The 17119-nt window shown below is 70.3% G+C and carries 17 protein-coding genes and 1 tRNA gene; 6 read left to right on the top strand and 12 right to left on the bottom strand.

Features of this window, described 5'->3' with window-relative positions:
• Position 1 precedes the first annotated feature (1 nt).
• The 8 genes from MICNX66_RS06485 to MICNX66_RS06520 form a co-directional block, all read right to left on the bottom strand.
• Positions 2-1150, bottom strand: a complete 1149-nt coding sequence (locus MICNX66_RS06485; RefSeq protein ID WP_187663795.1) for a zinc-dependent alcohol dehydrogenase — start codon at positions 1148-1150, stop codon at positions 2-4.
• A 100-nt stretch (positions 1151-1250) separates the two neighbouring features.
• Positions 1251-2537, bottom strand: coding sequence for a Na+/H+ antiporter NhaA (nhaA, locus tag MICNX66_RS06490; protein ID WP_187663796.1), 1287 nt, complete (start codon positions 2535-2537; stop codon positions 1251-1253).
• A gap of 61 nt (positions 2538-2598) precedes the next feature.
• Positions 2599-2772 (bottom strand): hypothetical protein, encoded by a 174-nt coding sequence (locus MICNX66_RS06495; protein ID WP_164498170.1) that lies wholly within the window; start codon positions 2770-2772, stop codon positions 2599-2601.
• 237 nt (positions 2773-3009) lie between these two features.
• Positions 3010-3393, bottom strand: coding sequence for a HicB family toxin-antitoxin system (locus MICNX66_RS06500; protein ID WP_187663797.1), 384 nt, complete (start codon positions 3391-3393; stop codon positions 3010-3012).
• On the bottom strand, positions 3390-3584 hold the full coding sequence (locus MICNX66_RS06505; protein WP_187663798.1) for a type II toxin-antitoxin system HicA family toxin: 195 nt from the start codon (positions 3582-3584) through the stop codon (positions 3390-3392). Before MICNX66_RS06505 ends, MICNX66_RS06500 begins: the two co-directional genes overlap by 4 nt.
• 31 nt (positions 3585-3615) lie before the next feature.
• Positions 3616-3894 carry a helix-turn-helix domain-containing protein gene (locus MICNX66_RS06510; RefSeq protein ID WP_187663799.1) on the bottom strand — a complete coding sequence of 93 codons (279 nt, stop codon included), beginning with the start codon at positions 3892-3894 and terminating at the stop codon, positions 3616-3618.
• Positions 3895-4293: 399 nt separating this feature from the next.
• A tRNA-Arg gene (locus tag MICNX66_RS06515) sits at positions 4294-4366 on the bottom strand.
• A gap of 16 nt (positions 4367-4382) precedes the next feature.
• Complete coding sequence (locus MICNX66_RS06520; protein WP_187663800.1) at positions 4383-5192, bottom strand: SGNH/GDSL hydrolase family protein; 810 nt, start codon at positions 5190-5192, stop codon at positions 4383-4385.
• A 93-nt stretch (positions 5193-5285) separates the two neighbouring features.
• Between MICNX66_RS06520 and argS the strand changes: the two genes are divergently transcribed.
• Both argS and MICNX66_RS06530 read left to right on the top strand, forming a co-directional pair.
• On the top strand, positions 5286-6950 hold the full coding sequence (gene argS / locus MICNX66_RS06525) for an arginine--tRNA ligase (protein WP_187663801.1): 1665 nt from the start codon (positions 5286-5288) through the stop codon (positions 6948-6950).
• A 7-nt stretch (positions 6951-6957) separates the two neighbouring features.
• Complete coding sequence (locus MICNX66_RS06530) at positions 6958-7800, top strand: LmeA family phospholipid-binding protein (protein ID WP_187663802.1); 843 nt, start codon at positions 6958-6960, stop codon at positions 7798-7800.
• 15 nt (positions 7801-7815) lie between these two features.
• Here MICNX66_RS06530 and MICNX66_RS06535 read toward each other — a convergent pair whose 3' ends face one another.
• Genes MICNX66_RS06535 through MICNX66_RS06550 form a run of 4 tightly spaced genes read right to left on the bottom strand, consistent with a single transcriptional unit; the run spans position 7816 to position 11142 of the window.
• Positions 7816-8550, bottom strand: coding sequence for an alpha/beta fold hydrolase (locus MICNX66_RS06535; protein WP_187663803.1), 735 nt, complete (start codon positions 8548-8550; stop codon positions 7816-7818).
• A gap of 1 nt (position 8551) precedes the next feature.
• Positions 8552-9133, bottom strand: coding sequence for a TetR/AcrR family transcriptional regulator (locus MICNX66_RS06540; protein WP_187663804.1), 582 nt, complete (start codon positions 9131-9133; stop codon positions 8552-8554).
• A complete protein-coding gene (locus MICNX66_RS06545; protein ID WP_187663805.1) occupies positions 9126-10016 on the bottom strand; it encodes an alpha/beta fold hydrolase in 891 nt (296 codons plus the stop codon). Before MICNX66_RS06545 ends, MICNX66_RS06540 begins: the two co-directional genes overlap by 8 nt.
• Positions 10017-10068: 52 nt before the next feature.
• Positions 10069-11142: a YihY/virulence factor BrkB family protein gene (locus MICNX66_RS06550; RefSeq protein WP_187663806.1), complete on the bottom strand. Its 1074-nt coding sequence runs from the start codon at positions 11140-11142 to the stop codon at positions 10069-10071.
• A 146-nt stretch (positions 11143-11288) separates the two neighbouring features.
• Here MICNX66_RS06550 and lysA point away from each other — a divergent pair, with 146 nt between their 5' ends.
• The 4 genes from lysA to rho all read left to right on the top strand — a co-directional run bounded on the left by lysA (position 11289) and on the right by rho (position 17118).
• Positions 11289-12707: a diaminopimelate decarboxylase gene (gene lysA, locus MICNX66_RS06555; protein WP_232089219.1), complete on the top strand. Its 1419-nt coding sequence runs from the start codon at positions 11289-11291 to the stop codon at positions 12705-12707.
• A 21-nt stretch (positions 12708-12728) separates the two neighbouring features.
• Positions 12729-14033, top strand: coding sequence for a homoserine dehydrogenase (locus tag MICNX66_RS06560; protein ID WP_187663808.1), 1305 nt, complete (start codon positions 12729-12731; stop codon positions 14031-14033).
• A gap of 5 nt (positions 14034-14038) precedes the next feature.
• Entirely contained in the window at positions 14039-15004 is a 966-nt protein-coding gene (gene thrB, locus MICNX66_RS06565) for a homoserine kinase (RefSeq protein ID WP_232089233.1), read from the top strand.
• 164 nt (positions 15005-15168) lie between these two features.
• Positions 15169-17118 (top strand): transcription termination factor Rho, encoded by a 1950-nt coding sequence (gene rho / locus MICNX66_RS06570; protein WP_442922893.1) that lies wholly within the window; start codon positions 15169-15171, stop codon positions 17116-17118.
• Position 17119: the final 1 nt, after the last annotated feature.

The raw sequence follows: 17119 nt of genomic DNA on the forward strand, positions 1-17119 counted from the left end.
GTCATTCCTCTCCGACGACGATGAGCGGCTTGATGCAGTCGTCGAGCTTGGACGAGAACACGTGGTAGGCCTCGGCGATGTGCTCCAGGGGGAAGCGATGGGTGAGCAGCTCGGACGGACGGATGTGCCCCGCCTGGATATGTTCGAGCAGTCGCGGCCACTGCCGCTTCACGGGAGCCTGGTTGCCGCGCACGGTGAGTCCCTTGTTGACGATGTCCCCGAGACGGACGGAGGTGACCAGCGGCCCGTAAGCCCCGAGGATCGAGACCGTCCCTCCCTTGCGCGCGCTGTCGATGGCCCAGTTCAGGGCGACGGGGGAGCCGCCCTGCAGCTTCAGTTTCGCGCCGGTCACGTGCTGGACGACGCTGCCGTCCGCCTCCGCGCCGACCGCGTCGATCACCACGTCGGCGCCGAGGTAGCCGGTCGCCTTCTTCAGGGCAAGGACGATGTCACCGACCTCGTGGAGGTGCATCGTCTCGGCGAAGGCGAACTGCCTGGCCTTCTCGAGCCGGTAGTCGAGATGGTCGACGACGATGACGCGTCCCGCGCCGAGGAACCAGGCCGAGCGCGCGGCGGCGAGGCCGACGGGACCGGCGCCGAACACGACCACCGTGTCCCCTTCGGCGATGTCACCCTGCTGAGCACCGAAGTAGCCCGTGGAGAACGCGTCTGTGAGCAGCAGCGCATCCTCCGAGGCGAGCCATTCCGGGATCACCGACGGGCCGACATCGGCGAACGGCACACGGACGCGCTCGGCCTGCCCGCCGTCGTACCCGCCTGTCGTGTGCGAGTAGCCGTAGATCCCGCCGACGGCGGTCGCGTTCGGGTTCACGTTGTGGCAGTTCGAGAAGAGGCCGCGACGGCAGAAGTAGCACGACCCGCAGTAGATGTTGAAGGGCACCATCACCCGGTCGCCAGGGCGCAGCGTCTCCACCGAGGAGCCCACCTCCTCCACCACCCCGACGATCTCGTGACCGAAGGTGTGCCCGATGCGGGTGTCGGGCATCATGCCGTGGAAGAGGTGGAGATCCGATCCGCAGACGGCAGCCCTCGTGACCCGCACGATGGCGTCGTTCGGATGCTGGATCGTCGGATCGGGTTTCTCCTCGACCCGGATCTTGTACGGTCCGCGGTAGGTCATCGCCTTCATCGGGTGCTCCTTCGCTGCGTCGGGGTGACCGACGCTAAGCACCGCCTCGAGGATCACTCAGGGCGTTGACGAACGGCGCAGGAGAGCGTAGAGCGGGTGCTCACCTCTCGGGGAGGGCCCCGGTCTCCGCACGCGCACGACGGCTGCGGGCCGCGAGCACCAGGCCACCGAGGACCGCGGCGAGGAGCGAGCCGACGAGGACGCCGATCTTCACGTGATCGTCCGCGACGCTGCTGCTGCCGTACGCGAGTTCGCCCACCAGCAGCGAGACCGTGAACCCGATGCCCGCGAGCAGGGACATGCCCGCGAGATCCGGCCAGCGCAGCGACTCATCGAGGCGCAGGGTCGGCACGCGACTCAACAGGAAGGTCGTGAGCAGGATGCCGAGGGGCTTCCCGAGCACGAGCCCCACGATGATCCCGATCGTGATCGGATCGGTCAGCGCCGAGACGAGGCCGTTCATGCCGCCGATCTCGACCCCGGCCGCGAAGAACGCGAACACCGGCACGGCGACGAGGGTCGCGACGATGCCCCAGCGGTCGGCGAAGTGCGCGGCGAGCCCGTCGTACACCGGGGCACCGTCGCCGTCCGTTCCGGTGCGCACCCGCGCGCGGTCCGTCGGGCGCACCGGCACCATGAAGCCGAGCAGCACGCCGGCGACCGTCGCGTGCACCCCCGAGGCGTGCACGAATGCCCACACGGCGAGAGCGAGGGGGAGCAGGATCCACCAGGATCGGATGCCGTTCTGCACGGCGAGCGCGAAGCCTGCGAGGGGGAGGAGCGCGAGGATCAGCCAGGGGAAGCTGATGGTCTCGGTGTAGAAGGTGGCGATGATCGTGATGGCGATCAGGTCGTCGATGATCGCGAGGGTCAGCAGGAACACCCGCAGGGCCGGCGGGAGGAAGCGGCCGACCACGGCGAGAACGGCGATCGCGAACGCGATGTCCGTGGCCGTGGGGATCGCCCACCCGCGCAGCACGTCGGCGCCCGAGGTCGCGTTGATCGCGACGAACAGCAGGGCAGGGACGACCACGCCGCCGACCGCGGCGGCGATCGGAAGCGCGGCACGGCGCGGATCACGCAGGCGCCCGGCGACGAACTCCTCCTTCAGTTCCAGACCGACGACGAAGAAGAACACCGCGAGGAGGCCGTCGGCGGCCCAGGCACCGACACTGAGCTCGAGGTGCCACTCCGGGATACCGAAGCGGAAGTCCCTGATCGCCTCGTACCACGGGGCGGCGGGGGAGTTGGCGAGGATCAGGGCGGCGAGCGTGGCGGTCAGCAGCAGACCGCCGCCGAGCACGTCGCTGCGGGCGGTGGAGCGGATGCCGCGCCAGAGCTCATGCGGCGCGAGACGGAAACGGGCAGGGGACGACGAAGAAGACACAGGGATACCTCACGGCAGATGGATGGGTGACGCGATGTCGCCGCACCCGTCCGGGTGCGGCCTATCCCTGTGGCGGCGGGCAGCCCGCGATCTCGCCGTGCGAGAGGGTGCCCCAGACGCTCGTCCACCCGTTCGTGCCGGGGTGCAGGACCACGCGCATCCACTCCGTCATCGGCGTCGCGGACGACAGACGGCGCGGAGCGCGCGTCGAACCGGCGATGAGGAGGGAGGGCACGGATCCAGGCTACCGGTCCGTGCGTCGGGGCTGCTGACGGGACCCTGGGCGCACGAGAAGAGGGACCGTCCGTCTGGACGATCCCTCTTGTCTCAAGTGAAGTATCCGATCCAATTGCCCAGGCCTCAGCAAGCAGATCGGTTGGTTCGATTACCCGCGGTCGCCTTCAGCTCATCTAACACGGGCATCGCATCAGACGGGTACCTGCTGCGCGAGCGAACCGCATTCAGGGTGAAATTACGATTTGACGAGCTGATGCGCGCGTTGGTGAGAAACTTCGAACAAGTCGCCTATGTCCCGAAGAGTGATCTCTTGAGCGGCTAGCTGTTTGGCCAACGCTCGAGCTCGCTCATTCGCTTCGCGCTCTTTCCTCTCGGCCTCCGCGCGTTCGATCTTGATGTCTTCGAGGATCTGCGTGACGTGCTCTACAGTCCCGATGCGCTCAGCTTTGACGTGAATTCCGAATGAATCGAGTGGAATATCGAGGGTGACGGCGATGTACTCTTTTGCCATTTGATGCGCTTCCTTGATCGTGCGGGCTTGCGTGAGCCCATCGATCTCGGGGATGGCGACCATCCACCATTTTCCCTCACGGCTGACGATGACCTCATAGCTCTTCACTTGGTGGCCTCCTCAATTGCCTTGTTGATCTGGCGAACAACGCCGGGAGAGATCGTCTTGTGCCCGTCCGGGACGCTGATGCTGGTGTTTTCCTTTGCCCAGACGGTGTGCGACCCAACCGTTCGGACCGCGGTGAACCCGGCGGCCCGTAGTGCCTTGACCATCTTCCGGGTGGGTTGCTCGCTGACCATGAGTATAGTCTACCCAGGGTAGACAGTGGCATCAAGGGAGCCTAGACAGGCGATGGGTGGCTGCGGTTTCTTCGGCCACCCGCTCAGCCCTCTCTTGAACGCGCGCGAAGAATACGCCTGGAGTCACCCCGAGAACCTCGAGCAGATCAAAGACAGTCTGCACTCGAATCGGCCTCCCGCCAGTGACCGCCCTGAACAGAGTGGTGTAGTCGACGCCAAGTTCCGCAGCGACGTTTCGGATACTGCGCCCGGCTCCCGCGATCTCGGCCCTTAGCTGCACAGTGGTCGCGGCGGCGTAGTTGATCCCCATGCTCGCATCGTAAATGCCGCTCAATTGCGTGTCATCTAGAGAAGCGGATGCCTGACGCCACAGCGATCATCGGAACCGTGACGCCCGGTACTCGCAGTCGAAACCGAGACCCGAAGCGCCCCAACCGACACCCACCCCATCCGCGGCCCAACGCCACATCAGTGAAGTCCGCTACTGGACGCTCCTCCACCGCCGGGCGATCCATTCAAGGAATCGAAGCTGGCCCGGTGACGGCGCGGATGGTGAGAGAGCGGATCGGCAAAACGGTTCCGCGGACGGCTGAAACGTGCCGCCTGAGCGCGAAACGCCGATAAAAACGTGGCCACCTCGAAAATCGAGGTGGCCACAGTTTTGGCTACTGCGAGCCGGGGTTTCCCCAGCTCTCCCAGTGTTTTCTAGTGCCCCCGACAGGAGTCGAACCTGCGACCTACGGTACCGGAAACCGGCGCTCTATCCACTGAGCTACGGAGGCGTACCGATCGACAATATCACTCGTCGGGGGTGGTCTCCGACCCACCGGCCTCGGTGACCGGCGCGGCGCGCAGTTCGTCGAGCGCTGCGGCCAGCTTCTCCGCCAGGTAGCGGTGGCCGTCGGTGGACGGATGCTTGCGCCCGACCTCCACGTCGATGACGGCGAGATAGTTCTCGTCGGTGATCCAGTCCCGCTCGATCGGGGAGATGTACCACCAGCCGCGGGCCGAGGCGAGAGCCGCGAGGTCCCGATCGATCCGTGCCGTCTGCGCCCCGACCGGGAGCTCGTGCGGCGCGGGCCCGAGCACGACGATCGCCGCCTCCGGGTAGCGCGCCGTCAGCGCGTCCCATGCGGCGGTCACGGCGTCGCGATAGCCGGCCTCGCCCTGCGCCCGGTCGTTGATGGAGCCCTGGATGATGACGAGATCCGGGTCGAGGGCCGGGTCCAGTGCCGCGATGCGCTCGCCGAAGGTGGGGCCGTCGATGCCGGGCTTGAGGTAGCCGCTGCCCCGGACGCCGTCCACGATGGTCGTGCCGCGCAGGAGGTCGGCGAGCACGTACGCATACCCCAGGGTGGGGTCGGAGGCGGCCGAGCCGTAGGTCCAGGAATCACCGAAGACGAGGACGGTCGGCTCCTCCGGGAGCGCGAGCGGCGCGGGAGCGATCACCGCGATGGATTCGTCTCCGGCTGCCGCGCCGACGGGGAGGGACGACGGCGCCGGAACCCAGGGGCGCCAGACTCCGAGGACCCCCGCGGCGACGGCGACGAGAAGAGCGGTGGCGACGCCCGCGATGCGCAGTCGACGAGAGGCGGCGGGGGCGTTCATGGCATGAGAGTAGATCACGGAACGCGGAACGCAAACTCTTCGCGACGAGGGGCGGCGGAGAGGGGCGGCGCGCCCCCGTAAACTGGGGAGTCTATGAATCCTGAAACGCTCGCCCACGCCCTCCTCGCCGTCCTCGCCCCCATCGCCGAGGAACGACGTCCGGGCGAGCCGTTCGACCTCTCCGCCGCCGACATCGTGCTGGAGCGCCCGCGTAACCGCGACCACGGCGACTGGGCCTCGAACATCGCCATGCGCCTGGCCAAGCCCTTCGGCACGAACCCGCGTGAACTCGCCCAGCAGATCGCCGGCGGACTGGCCGATGTGGACGGTATCGCGAGCGTGGAGGTCGCCGGTCCGGGCTTCCTCAACATCCGTCTCGACGCCGCCGCCGCCGGTGCGCTCGCGAAGGTCATCGTCGACGCCGGTCCCGCCTACGGGACGAACTCCTCGCAGGAGGGAGTCAGCGTGAACGTCGAGTTCGTCTCGGCCAACCCCACCGGTCCTCTCCACATCGCGCACACGCGCTGGGCCGCCCTCGGCGACGCGATCGTGCGCCTGCTCCTCGCGAGCGGCGCCCGCGCGGTCCGTGAGTACTACATCAACGACGCGGGCGTGCAGATGGACCGCTTCGCCGCGTCCGTGCTGGCCGCGGCCAAGGGGGAGCCCACGCCGGAGGGCGGCTACCCGGGGCAGTACATCGCGACGCTCGCCGGTCGCGTGCTCGAAGCGCGTCCCGACCTGCTCGATCTCCCGGAGGAGGAGCAGCTCACGGTCGCCCGCGAGCTCGGCTACGAGTACCAGCTCGCGGAGATCAAGAACTCGCTCGAGCGCTTCAACGTGCCGTTCGACGTGTGGTTCTCCGAGCGCACCCTCCACGCGAAGGACGCCTCGGGATCGAGCCTGATCGACCAAGCCGTCGACCGTCTGCGCGAGCAGGGCCATGTGTTCGACGAGGACGGCGCCGTATGGGTGCGCACGACGGACTTCGGCGACGACAAGGACCGCGTGATCCGCCGCTCGAACGGCGAGTACACGTACTTCGCCGCCGACGCCGCCTACTACCTGAACAAGGGCGACCGTGGCTTCCGCGACAAGATCTACCTGCTGGGCGCCGACCACCACGGCTACGTGCACCGCCTCAAGGCGGTTGCGGGGGCGGCGGGGGACGACCCCGCGAAGAACATCCAGGTGCTGATCGGCCAGATGGTCTCGATCAACGGCGCCCGCCTCAGCAAGCGTGCCGGCAACATCATCGAGATGGACGACCTGCTCGACTGGCTCGGCACGGACGCGCTGCGCTACTCGCTGGAGCGCTCGCCCGCCGACTCGCCGCTCGACCTCGACCCGGAGCTGCTGCAGAAGCGCACGAACGACAACCCGGTGTTCTACGTGCAGTACGCACACGCCCGTACCCACAACGTCGCGCGCAATGCCGCCGACTCCGGCGTCGACCGCTCCGTCTTCGCCCCGGAGACGCTCACGCACGAGACCGAGGCGGCGCTGCTGGGCGCGCTCCAGGAGTTCCCCCGCATCGTGGCGTTCGCGGCCGAGGTGCGCGAGCCGCACCGCGTCGCGCGCTATCTGGAGGAGCTCGCCGGCCTGTACCACCGCTGGTACGACAACTGCCGGGTGATCCCGCTGAGCGACGCCCCGGTGGAGGACGTGCACCGCACGCGCCTGTGGCTGAACGATGCCGCCGGCCAGGTCTTCCGCAACGGACTCGACCTGCTCGGCGTGTCCGCGCCCGAGCGCATGTAGGAGCGCCATGAGCGACGACAACCACACCCTCCCGTATCCGAAGCCCTCGGACGAGCACCCGACGCTCGTGGTCCCGGACGCGGCGGACGGTCGGGGCGGTGCCGGACGTCGTCGCCGGCGGTGGCCGTGGGTCGTGCTCATCGTCGTGGTCGTGCTCGCCGCCCTCGTGGTCGCGGCCGAGTTCGTCGCCCGTGCGGTGCTGCCCGGTGTCGTCCGATCGATCGTCATCGAGCAGCTCGACCTCCCTGCCGACCAGCAGCTGGACGTCGAGACCGAGGGGATCCTCCTCCCACAGCTCCTCGCCGGTCGTCTCGACACCCTGCGCCTGTCGACGGAGGCCGTCACGCTGCAGGGCATCACCGGTGCCGCCGACGTCACGGCGACGGGCGTTCCGCTGCGGGGCGGCGACCTCGACGGCGCGGACGGCACCATCCGCATCGACCAGGAGCAGTTCACCGCTCTGCTCGCCGACTCGGAACTCCCTGTCGACACCGTGGAGTTCGTGGCACCGAACGCGACCCTCGGCGGCTCGTTCGACGTGCTCGGCACCGCGGTGCCGGTATCCGTGACCCTGACCCCCGGGGCTGTCGAGGGCGACCTCGAACTCACCCCGGTGGCGGCGAGCATCGGCGGCGTCGACATCGATCTCGATCGTGTGGGCTCGTCGTTCGGCTCCCTCGGCGAGGGGATCACCGAACCGCGGCGCGTCTGCATCGCGGACCAGCTGCCGGCCGGCCTCACCCTGACGGGAATCGAGATCGTCGACGACCAGGCCGTGATCGACATCGACGTGGACGGGGCGATCGTCACGGACGAGACGCTCCAGGAGAAGGGGACCTGCGACCGCTGAGCGGTCACGCACCGGTCAGGTGGCCAGGCGCTCCTCCAGACGCGCGGCGAGCTCCGCCGGCCGTTGCAGGGGGATGCCGTGTCCGCACCCCTCGGCGACCTCGAGGGTGCTGCGGGGATGCACCCGGTCCAGCAGCGCGGCGGAGCGGCGCATCATCGGCTTCTCCTCCGCACCGACCAGGATCAGGGCGGTGCCGGGATGCGCGCGCCACGCGGGCGGAGGCGTGAAACGGAGGTTCTCCTCTACCGCGCGCAGCAGGGTCGTGCGCGAGATGGCCGCGGAGGTCTCCAGATAGCGGGGGAGCAGCGCGTCGGGGATGAACAGCTCGCGGGCCTGAAGGCGGGCGAAGCGCTCGTTCCTGGCGAGCCCTGCCGTGAGGCGGAGCAGCGCGAGGGTCGGGCCGACGGCGCGCAGCGGTTCCGCCTGAGCGCTGATGACCACGGCGTCGGCGACGAGGTCCGGTCGTCGTGCCGCGAGCAGGACGGCGAGCTGGGCGCCGAGGGAGAACCCGACGACGGTCGCCGGTTGCGTCTCCTGCTCCAGCAGCGGGACGAGCGCCGCGACCGTCTCCTCGTGCGACACGTAGTCCGCTGTCGCGCTGCCACCGTGTCCCGGAAGATCCGGGAGGATGACCCGCCGTGCGGGGTCGAGGTGACTGCGCAGCGGCTCCCACATCCAGCCGGCGACCCCGCCCCCGTGCAGCAGGAGGAGGGGAGGGGTTCCTGCGGAGCCAGTCGTCTCGTGATGCATGTCACTCCGTCTCGAAGCTCGCGGCCATGCGGCCGACCGTGTCGATGGCGCTCTCCAGCGTCGCGCGATCGAGGGGCCCCAGGGTGCGGGCCGCGGAGAGCAGGCCGAGCGTGGCACTGGACAACGCGAGAGCCAGGGCCTCGGGCTCCACGTCCGGCGCGATCCGGCCCTGCTCCTGCAGCTCACGGATCCCGGCGACGACCTGTTCGTGACGCATCCGGCACCGGGCGGGTGGCTGCGCGGCGACGTGCGCACCGAGCACTCCCGCGTCGTCGAGGAACGCGGCCGTCATGAGCTCGTCGCCGAGCAGGGCAGCAGCTGTGGCGCGGTAGAGGGCACTGAGCGAGGGCTGCGGTCCTGCGGTACGGGCGACCGCATCGGCGATCCGAGACGTGCCGCGCTGGAGCAGCGCGTCGAGGATGTCGCGCTTCGCCGCGAACTCCAGGTAGACCGCGCCCTTGCCGATGCCGGCCGCGCGTGCGATCGCGGCGACGCTCATGGCATCGAACCCGTGGGTCAGCACCATCCGCTCCGCGGCATCGAGGATGCGAGCGCGCCGGTCGGGCACGAGCGGCCTAGGCATCGGAGCCTCGGGCGAACCAGTCCCGGAGGGCGGGGATCACGAGGTCGGGGCGGTCGCGTTGCACCCAGTGTCCGGCTCCCGGTGCCACCAGGAGCCGGCCGGCCGGCAGCGCGTCCGCCGCCTCCTCGATCCTCCGAAGAGGCACGCCGGAATCCCGGTCGCCGTGCACGAGCAGGACGGGGACCCGGATCTCGGCGAGCCGGTCGCGGTAGTCGGTGCGGAGTCGCAGCGGTCGCACCTGATCCCGCTGCCAGTCGCCGAACGTCGTGAGGCCGGAGCCGGTCGCTGCCTCGGCGAGCACCGCATCGACGAGAGCCGGGTTGCGGGCGTCCGGGGAGTGCACGAGATCCTGGAGGCCGCGCATCATCGCCTTCCGGTCGCGCGCGTAGGCGCGTGTCATGGCGCCGAGCAGCCCCGAACGCAGGAGCAGGAATGTCGACAGGTGCGAGAGGGCACCGAGGCGTCCGTCCGTCAGCCGTGGCATCAGCCCGTAGCTGCCGAGGAGGGCGGCGGAGCGCGCAGCGTCCGGGCGGTCGAGGAGGTGGCCCAACGCCAACCCGGCACCCAGGGAGAGTCCGCCGACGACGTAGGCCTGCAGGTCGAGGGCATCGACGAGGTCGCCGACGTACTGCACCAGGCGCTCCTGCGTCAGCGGCGCTTCGAGGCGCGGACTGCGTCCGAACCCGGGGTGGTCCGGTGCCACGACGCGGTGTCCGGCGGCCGCCAACGCCGGTCCGACCTCGCCCCAGGAGAGTTCTGCACTGTCGGCGCCGCCGCCGTGCAGAAGGAGCACGGGCGGCTGCGTCTCCGCCGCGGGGCACCATTCCGCGACCGACACCCGCGCGCCGGGAACGGTCACGGTGTGCCGTCGTGGTGCGGACATGCGCCCCCTCTCGTTGTGACCACCATATCGATTGCGGTCACAACGAGGAAGGTCACTTCTTCTCGGCGGTGCCGTTCTCCTCGGCCGCCGCGCGCTGGGCGTCGCGCAGCTCGGCCGTGGCGATCTTGACGTCCACCTCGGCGCGCTGCAGCCGCCGCTGGACGAACGTGCGTGCGCCGAACCGCTCGTGCAGGCGGTCACCGCGCTCCTCCTCGGCCGTGACGATGTAGGCGCACGAGACGAGGATGATCTGGGTGGACAGCTGGAGCCAGATCAGCAGCGCGAGGAGCGAGGCGAACGAGGCGAGCAGGGGGTTGCTCGTCGCACCGCCGACGAAGAGCCCGGAGAGCTGCTGCAGCACGATCAGGCCGAAGGCGCCGAGGAAGGCGCCGCTCCACAACGACCGCGCAGCGGGTCGGACGCCGGACAGCAGGAGGAAGGCGCCCACGATCAGGGCCGCGTCGAGGATGAACACCACGAGGAGCGACAGGATCCGGACCGTCCAGGCGAGCAGAGGGGAATCCGACGGCACCCCGAGCAGGTCGCCGATCCAGGTCACCCCGAGCTGTCCGATGAAGGTGATCCCGGCGGCGAGCACGAACGCGAGGCCGATGCCGATGCCGAGAAGCAGGTTGCGGACGATGACCCAGATCCACAGGATGTCCGCCTGGATCGTGCCGGCGATGGTCCGGATGGCCGTGCGGAGCGAGCCGATGGCGCCGAGCGCGGCACCGACCAGCGCGACGAGGGAGATGATGCCGGCGATCGAGAACGACGCCGGAGTCCGGAGGTCCTTCGTATCGATGACACCGCCCTCGCCGATGAGCCCGGGGACCGCGGACTGCACGGCGTCGATGATCGCGCGCCAGGCCTCCGGGTTTCCGGAGAGCCAGAGGGCCGCGAGCGAGAAGCCGAGGAGCACGCCGGCGAAGACGCTGAACAGGGCCCGGTAGGTCACGCTGTCGGCGAGCATCGGACCGCGGCGCTCGGAGTACAGCAGCACCGCCCTGACCGGGCGCCGGGCCAGGGCCCAAGCGATCACCGGTCCCGTGATGCGGGCGACGAGTCCCGGTCGGGCCGGGGCTGCGGAACGGTTCTCGGAGTCTCGCGTGTCGGTGTCTGCCACGCCCCCACCCTATGAGCCGCTCGGCACCCCTCCCCAGGGGGTTGACGCGGCGTGTCACCATGACCAGGCGGGGACAGGGGGTGCCCTAGAATCGGGGCAACTCGATGTGCGCCTCCGCCCGAGATCCGTCCCACGATTGGTGTTCCGTGCTCGACTCTGCCGCCACGCTCGCTCCGGATTGGCTCGTCGTCCCCGACGACCCGAACGATCTCGCGGTCGGGGTCTGGCCGTCCTCCACGGAGCGCGACGAGGACGGAGCCCTCGTGCTGGCGGGTGTGACGGCGCCGGAGCTCGTCCGGGCCTACGGCACGCCGCTCCTCGTGCTCGACGAAGACGAGGTGCGCCGCCGCGCCAGGGCCTTCCGCGACGCTTTCGACCGCGCCGCCTCCGCCCACGGCACGACCGCGCAGGTGTACTACGCGGGCAAGGCGTTCCTGTGCACGACGGTCGCCCGGTGGGTCGTCGACGAGGGGCTCCGCATCGACGTGTGCACCGGCGGCGAGCTCGAAGTCGCCCTCGCCGCGGGGGTCGCTCCGGCCTCGCTCGGCTTCCACGGCAACAACAAGTCGGTCGCCGAGCTCGAGCGCGCGGTCGCCCTCGGCGTGGGGACGATCGTCGTCGACAGCGCGATCGAGATCGAGCGCCTGGCCGCCATCACCGCCCGCACCGACTCCGTGCAGCGCGTCATGGTCCGGGTCATCAGCGGCGTACACGCCGAGACCCACGACTTCCTCGCCACAGCGCACGAGGACCAGAAGTTCGGCTTCCCGCTCGCCGAGGCGGAGGTCGCCGTGGCACGGATCCGCGAGATCCCCGGGCTGGAGTTCGCCGGACTGCACTGCCACATCGGCTCCCAGATCTTCGGCGTGGCCGGCTTCCGCGAGTCCGCCTCCCGCGTGCTCGAACTGCACGCCGCCCTCCTCGAGGACGGCCCCGTGCCGCAGCTGAACCTCGGCGGCGGGTTCGGCATCGCCTACACCCGCATCGACGACCCCACCCCCATCGACGAGCTCGCCGGCGGCATCGTCGCGGCGGTGGCCGAGGGCTGCGCGGCGCGCGGCATCCCCGTGCCGGCGCTGTCGTTCGAGCCCGGGCGTGCGATCGTCGGCACCGCGGGCGTGACGCTCTACGAGGTCGGCACGACGAAGGACGTCACGGTCGCCTCGGGGGCGACCCGGCGTTACGTCAGCGTCGACGGCGGGATGAGTGACAACGCCCGCACGGCCCTCTACGGCGCCAGCTACTCCGCCCGCCTGGCCTCGCGCGCGGGCACGGGCGACCCGCAGTTGAGCCGGGTGGTCGGCAAGCACTGCGAGTCCGGCGACATCGTCGTCGATCACGAATATCTGCCCGGCGACGTCGCCCCGGGGGACCTGCTCGCGGTGCCCGCGACGGGCGCGTACTGCGCCTCTCTCGCGAGCAACTACAACCACGTCCCGCGGCCGCCGATCGTGGCGGTGCGCGAGGGCCGCTCGCGGGTGATCGTCCGCGGCGAGACCGTCCACGACCTGCTGGCCCGCGACGCGGGCATCGACGGGGCGCACGCCCCCGAGGGAGCACGATGACCCACCCCAGAAGGAGCACCCATGACTGACTACAGACGACTTCGCGTGGCGCTGCTGGGCGCCGGAGCCGTCGGCTCCCAGGTGGCGGCCCTCCTGCTCCGCCACGGCGACGAGCTGGCCGACCGCGCGGGTGCCGCGCTGGAGCTGGCGGGCATCGCGGTGCGCAACCTCGACGCGCCCCGCGACGTCGAGCTGCCGAAGGAGCTCTTCACGACCGATGCCGAGTCGCTCATCCTCGGCGCCGACATCGTGATCGAACTGATCGGCGGGATCGAGCCCGCCCGCACGAACATCCTCCAGGCCATCGGCTCCGGCGCCGACGTGGTCACCGCCAACAAGGCGCTGCTGGCGACCCACGGGCCGGAGCTGTTCGAGGCCGCGGATCGCGTCGGCGCATCGGTGTACTACGAGGCGGCGGCCGCCGGCGCCATCCCGATCATCCGTCCGCTGCGCGACTCGCTCGCCGGCGACCGCGTCGTGCGCATCATGGGCATCGTCAACGGCACCACGAACTACATCCTCGACCGGATGGACACCGAGGGCGCCGACTTCGCCGACGTGCTCGCCGACGCGCAGCGCCTGGGGTATGCGGAGGCCGACCCCACCGCCGACGTGGAGGGCTACGACGCCGCGCAGAAGGCCGCGATCCTCGCCAGCCTCGCTTTCCACACCGCGGTGCCGCTGGAGGCGGTGCATCGCGAGGGCATCACCTCGATCACCGCGTCGATGATCGAGGAGGCCCGCGCGGCCGGCTTCGTCATCAAGCTGCTCGCCGTCTGCGAGCGGATCGAGGCGAACGGCGCCGAGTCCATCTCGGTGCGGGTCTACCCGGCACTCGTCCCCGTGTCCCACCCGCTCGCCTCCGTGCACGGTGCCAACAACGCCGTCTTCGTCGAGGCGGAGGCCGCCGGCTCTCTCATGTTCTACGGGGCGGGCGCCGGCGGCGTGCAGACGGCCTCGGCCGTCCTCGGCGACGTCGTCTCCGCTGCGCGTCGGCATATCGCGGGCGGCGTCGGCGTGGGCGAGTCCACCCGGGCGAATCTCCCCGTCGTGCCCATCGGCCACGTCACCACGCGATACCAGATCACCCTCGAGGTCTCCGACGCCCCCGGCGTGCTCGCGACCGTGGCGGGCATCCTCAGCGACGGCGGAGTGTCCGTCGCGACCGTCGTCCAGACCGTCGAGGGCGAGGACGAGCCGACCGCGCGCCTCATCATCGGCACGCACCGTGCGACCGAGCAGGCCCTCAGCGACACGGTGGACGTGCTGGCCGACAGCGATGTCGTCGCCCGCGTGGTGTCCGTCCTCCGGGTGGAAGGCGAGTGACCACGGTGACGGCTACGGCTCCCGCTCCCGAGGAGCACGGCGCCCGCATCGGCCGCACGGTCGAGGTGACGGTGCCGGCGACGAGCGCCAATCTCGGCCCCGGCTTCGACACGCTCGGCCTGGCCCTGAGTATCTACGACCGTCTCGAGGTGACCGCTCTGCCGGAGGGGGAGCTCGAGATCGAGGTCTCCGGTTCGGGCGCCGCCGACATCCCACGGGATGCGTCCAACCTCATCGTCCGGACGATCGCCTACGTCTTCGCGGATGTCGGCAGGCCGATGCCCGGCCTGCGCATCGTGGCCGAGAACGCGGTCCCGCACGGCCGCGGCCTGGGGTCCTCCGGTGCGGCCGTCGCTGCCGGCGTGCTCGCGGCGAAGGGGCTGATGGCCGGCGACGTCGACCTCTCCGACACCGATCTGCTGCGCCTCGCGACCGAGCTCGAGGGCCACCCGGACAACGTGGCGCCCGCGCTGTTCGGCGGGCTCACGATCGCGTGGATGGGGGAGCGGGGTCCGCAGCACAAGAAGCTCCTCGTGCATCGGGGCGTCTCGCCCCTGGTCCTCGTCCCCGCGTACACGATGTCGACCTCGCAGGCCCGCTCGCTGCAGCCGCCGCACGTCTCCACGGCCGACGCCGTGTTCAACGTGTCCCGGTCGGCTCTGCTCATCGCGGCGCTGATGCAGAGCCCGGAGCTGCTGCTGGACGCGACCGCCGACCGCCTGCACCAGGACTACCGCGCCGGCGCCATGCCCGAGACGCAGCGCCTCGTGCAGGCGCTGCGGGCCGCCGGATTCGCCGCCGTCGTCTCCGGCGCCGGCCCCAGTGTGCTCGTCCTCGCGGACGGTCCGGGCAGTCGCCTGGACGCCGTCGAGGTGGCCAATCGGGTGACCGACACCCCGTGGGAGGCGCTCCTGCTCGCCGTCGACGTCCGTGGTGGTACAGTGGGGGATCGAGCGGAGGGCTCCACGTAGCATTCGTGAATCTGGCCCCATTGCATCTCTTGCAAGACCCGCACGCAAACCCCTGAGGCCCAAGTGCCGAGGCTGGCTGACGCCGAGCGTCAGCCCGTGCGATCGTGCGCAGCACCCGTTGTGCGCGTTCACGCTCATTTCCCATGACCTATAAGGGAGTACTCGTGGAGAACCTCTCCGAGACCCAGAACGATCAGGCGGCTCCGACCGCCGACGCCCCCGTCGCCGCGCAGGCGACCGAGTCCGCTCCGGCCAAGAAGCGCGCGCCGCGCCGGGCGAGCACCGCGACGGCCGCTGCCAAGGCCGCCAAGGCGGAGGAGTCCGGCACCGCCGATGCTCCCGCCGCTGCCGGCGACTCCGCCGAGGGGGCAGAAGCCGCGCCCAAGGCGAAGGCTCCGCGCCGCACCCGCGCGAAGAAGGCGGACGCCGAGGCCCCCGCCGAGACCGCCGCCGCCGAGCCGGCGCCTGCTGCCGAGGCCGCCGAGGCACCGGCCGAGGCCCCGAAGTCCGGACGCGGCCGTCGCACGAAGAAGGCGGACGCCGAGGCCCCCGAGGCGAAGACCGAGAAGGCCGAGGCGGCACCGGCCGACGGCGCGACCGAGACGGCCGACGCGGGCACCGCCCAGGGCGGCCGCACCAAGAACGACGCGGCGAAGAACGAGCCGAAGAACGACGGCGCTGCCGCGAAGAACGAGGCCGAGGCGGACGCCCCCGCGAAGGACGCGTCCGGCGAGGGAGACAACGGCGACGAGCAGGGTGGTCGAGGCCGCAGCCGCAACCGCAACCGCAACCGCGGCCGCGGGCAGGGCGGCGGTCAGGAGCAGGCGCAGAACGCACCGGCCGACGACGACCAGTCCGGCAACGGCAGCGGGCGCAACCGTCAGCGCAACAAGCGTCGCGGCGCCGGCCCTGTCGACGAGTTCGAGACCGAGATCACCGAGGACGACGTCCTCATCCCGATCGCCGGCATCCTCGACGTGCTCGACAACTACGCCTTCGTGCGCACCACCGGCTACCTCGCCGGGCCCAGCGACGTCTACGTCTCGCTCGGCCAGGTCAAGAAGTACAACCTCCGCAAGGGCGACGCGGTCGTCGGCTCCATCAAGCAGCCGCGCGAAGGCGAGCAGCAGGGCCGCCAGAAGTACAACGCCCTCGTCAAGGTCGACTCCATCAACGGCCTCTCGGTCGACGACGCGGCCACCCGCGTGGAGTTCGGCAAGCTCACGCCGCTCTACCCGCAGGAGCGTCTGCGCCTGGAGACGGCTCCGGAGAAGCTGACGCAGCGCATCATCGACCTCGTCGCACCGATCGGCAAGGGCCAGCGCGGCCTGATCGTCGCGCCCCCCAAGGCCGGCAAGACGATCGTCCTGCAGCAGATCGCCAACGCGATCGCGCAGAACAACCCCGAGGTGCACCTCATGGTCGTGCTCGTCGACGAGCGCCCCGAAGAGGTCACCGACATGGAGCGCACGGTGAAGGGCGAGGTCATCGCCTCCACCTTCGACCGGCCAGCCGAAGACCACACGACGGTCGCCGAGCTCGCGATCGAGCGCGCCAAGCGCCTCGTCGAGCTGGGCCGCGACGTGGTCGTGCTGCTCGACTCGATCACCCGCCTCGGACGCGCGTACAACCTGGCCGCTCCGGCGTCCGGCCGCGTCCTCACCGGTGGCGTCGACGCATCCGCGCTCTACCCGCCGAAGCGCTTCTTCGGTGCCGCCCGCAACATCGAGAACGGCGGATCCCTCACGATCCTCGCCACCGCGCTCGTCGAGACCGGCTCCAAGATGGACGAGGTCATCTTCGAGGAGTTCAAGGGCACCGGCAACAGCGAGCTGCGCCTGTCCCGCCAGCTCGCCGACAAGCGCATCTTCCCGGCGGTGGACGTGAACGCGTCCAGCACCCGCCGCGAGGAGATGCTCCTCTCCGCCGACGAGGTCAAGATCACCTGGAAGCTGCGCCGCGCTCTCGCCGGCCTCGACCCGCAGCAGGCGCTGGAGGTCGTGCTCGGCAAGCTCAAGGAGACCCACTCCAACGTGGAGTTCCTCGTTCAGATGCAGAAGTCGATCCCGACGCTGCCCTCGGGCGCCCACGGGCACGACAACAACATCCGCTGAG

This window comes from Microbacterium sp. Nx66 (assembly GCF_904066215.1).
GTDB classification, from domain to species: Bacteria; Actinomycetota; Actinomycetes; order Actinomycetales; family Microbacteriaceae; genus Microbacterium; species Microbacterium meiriae.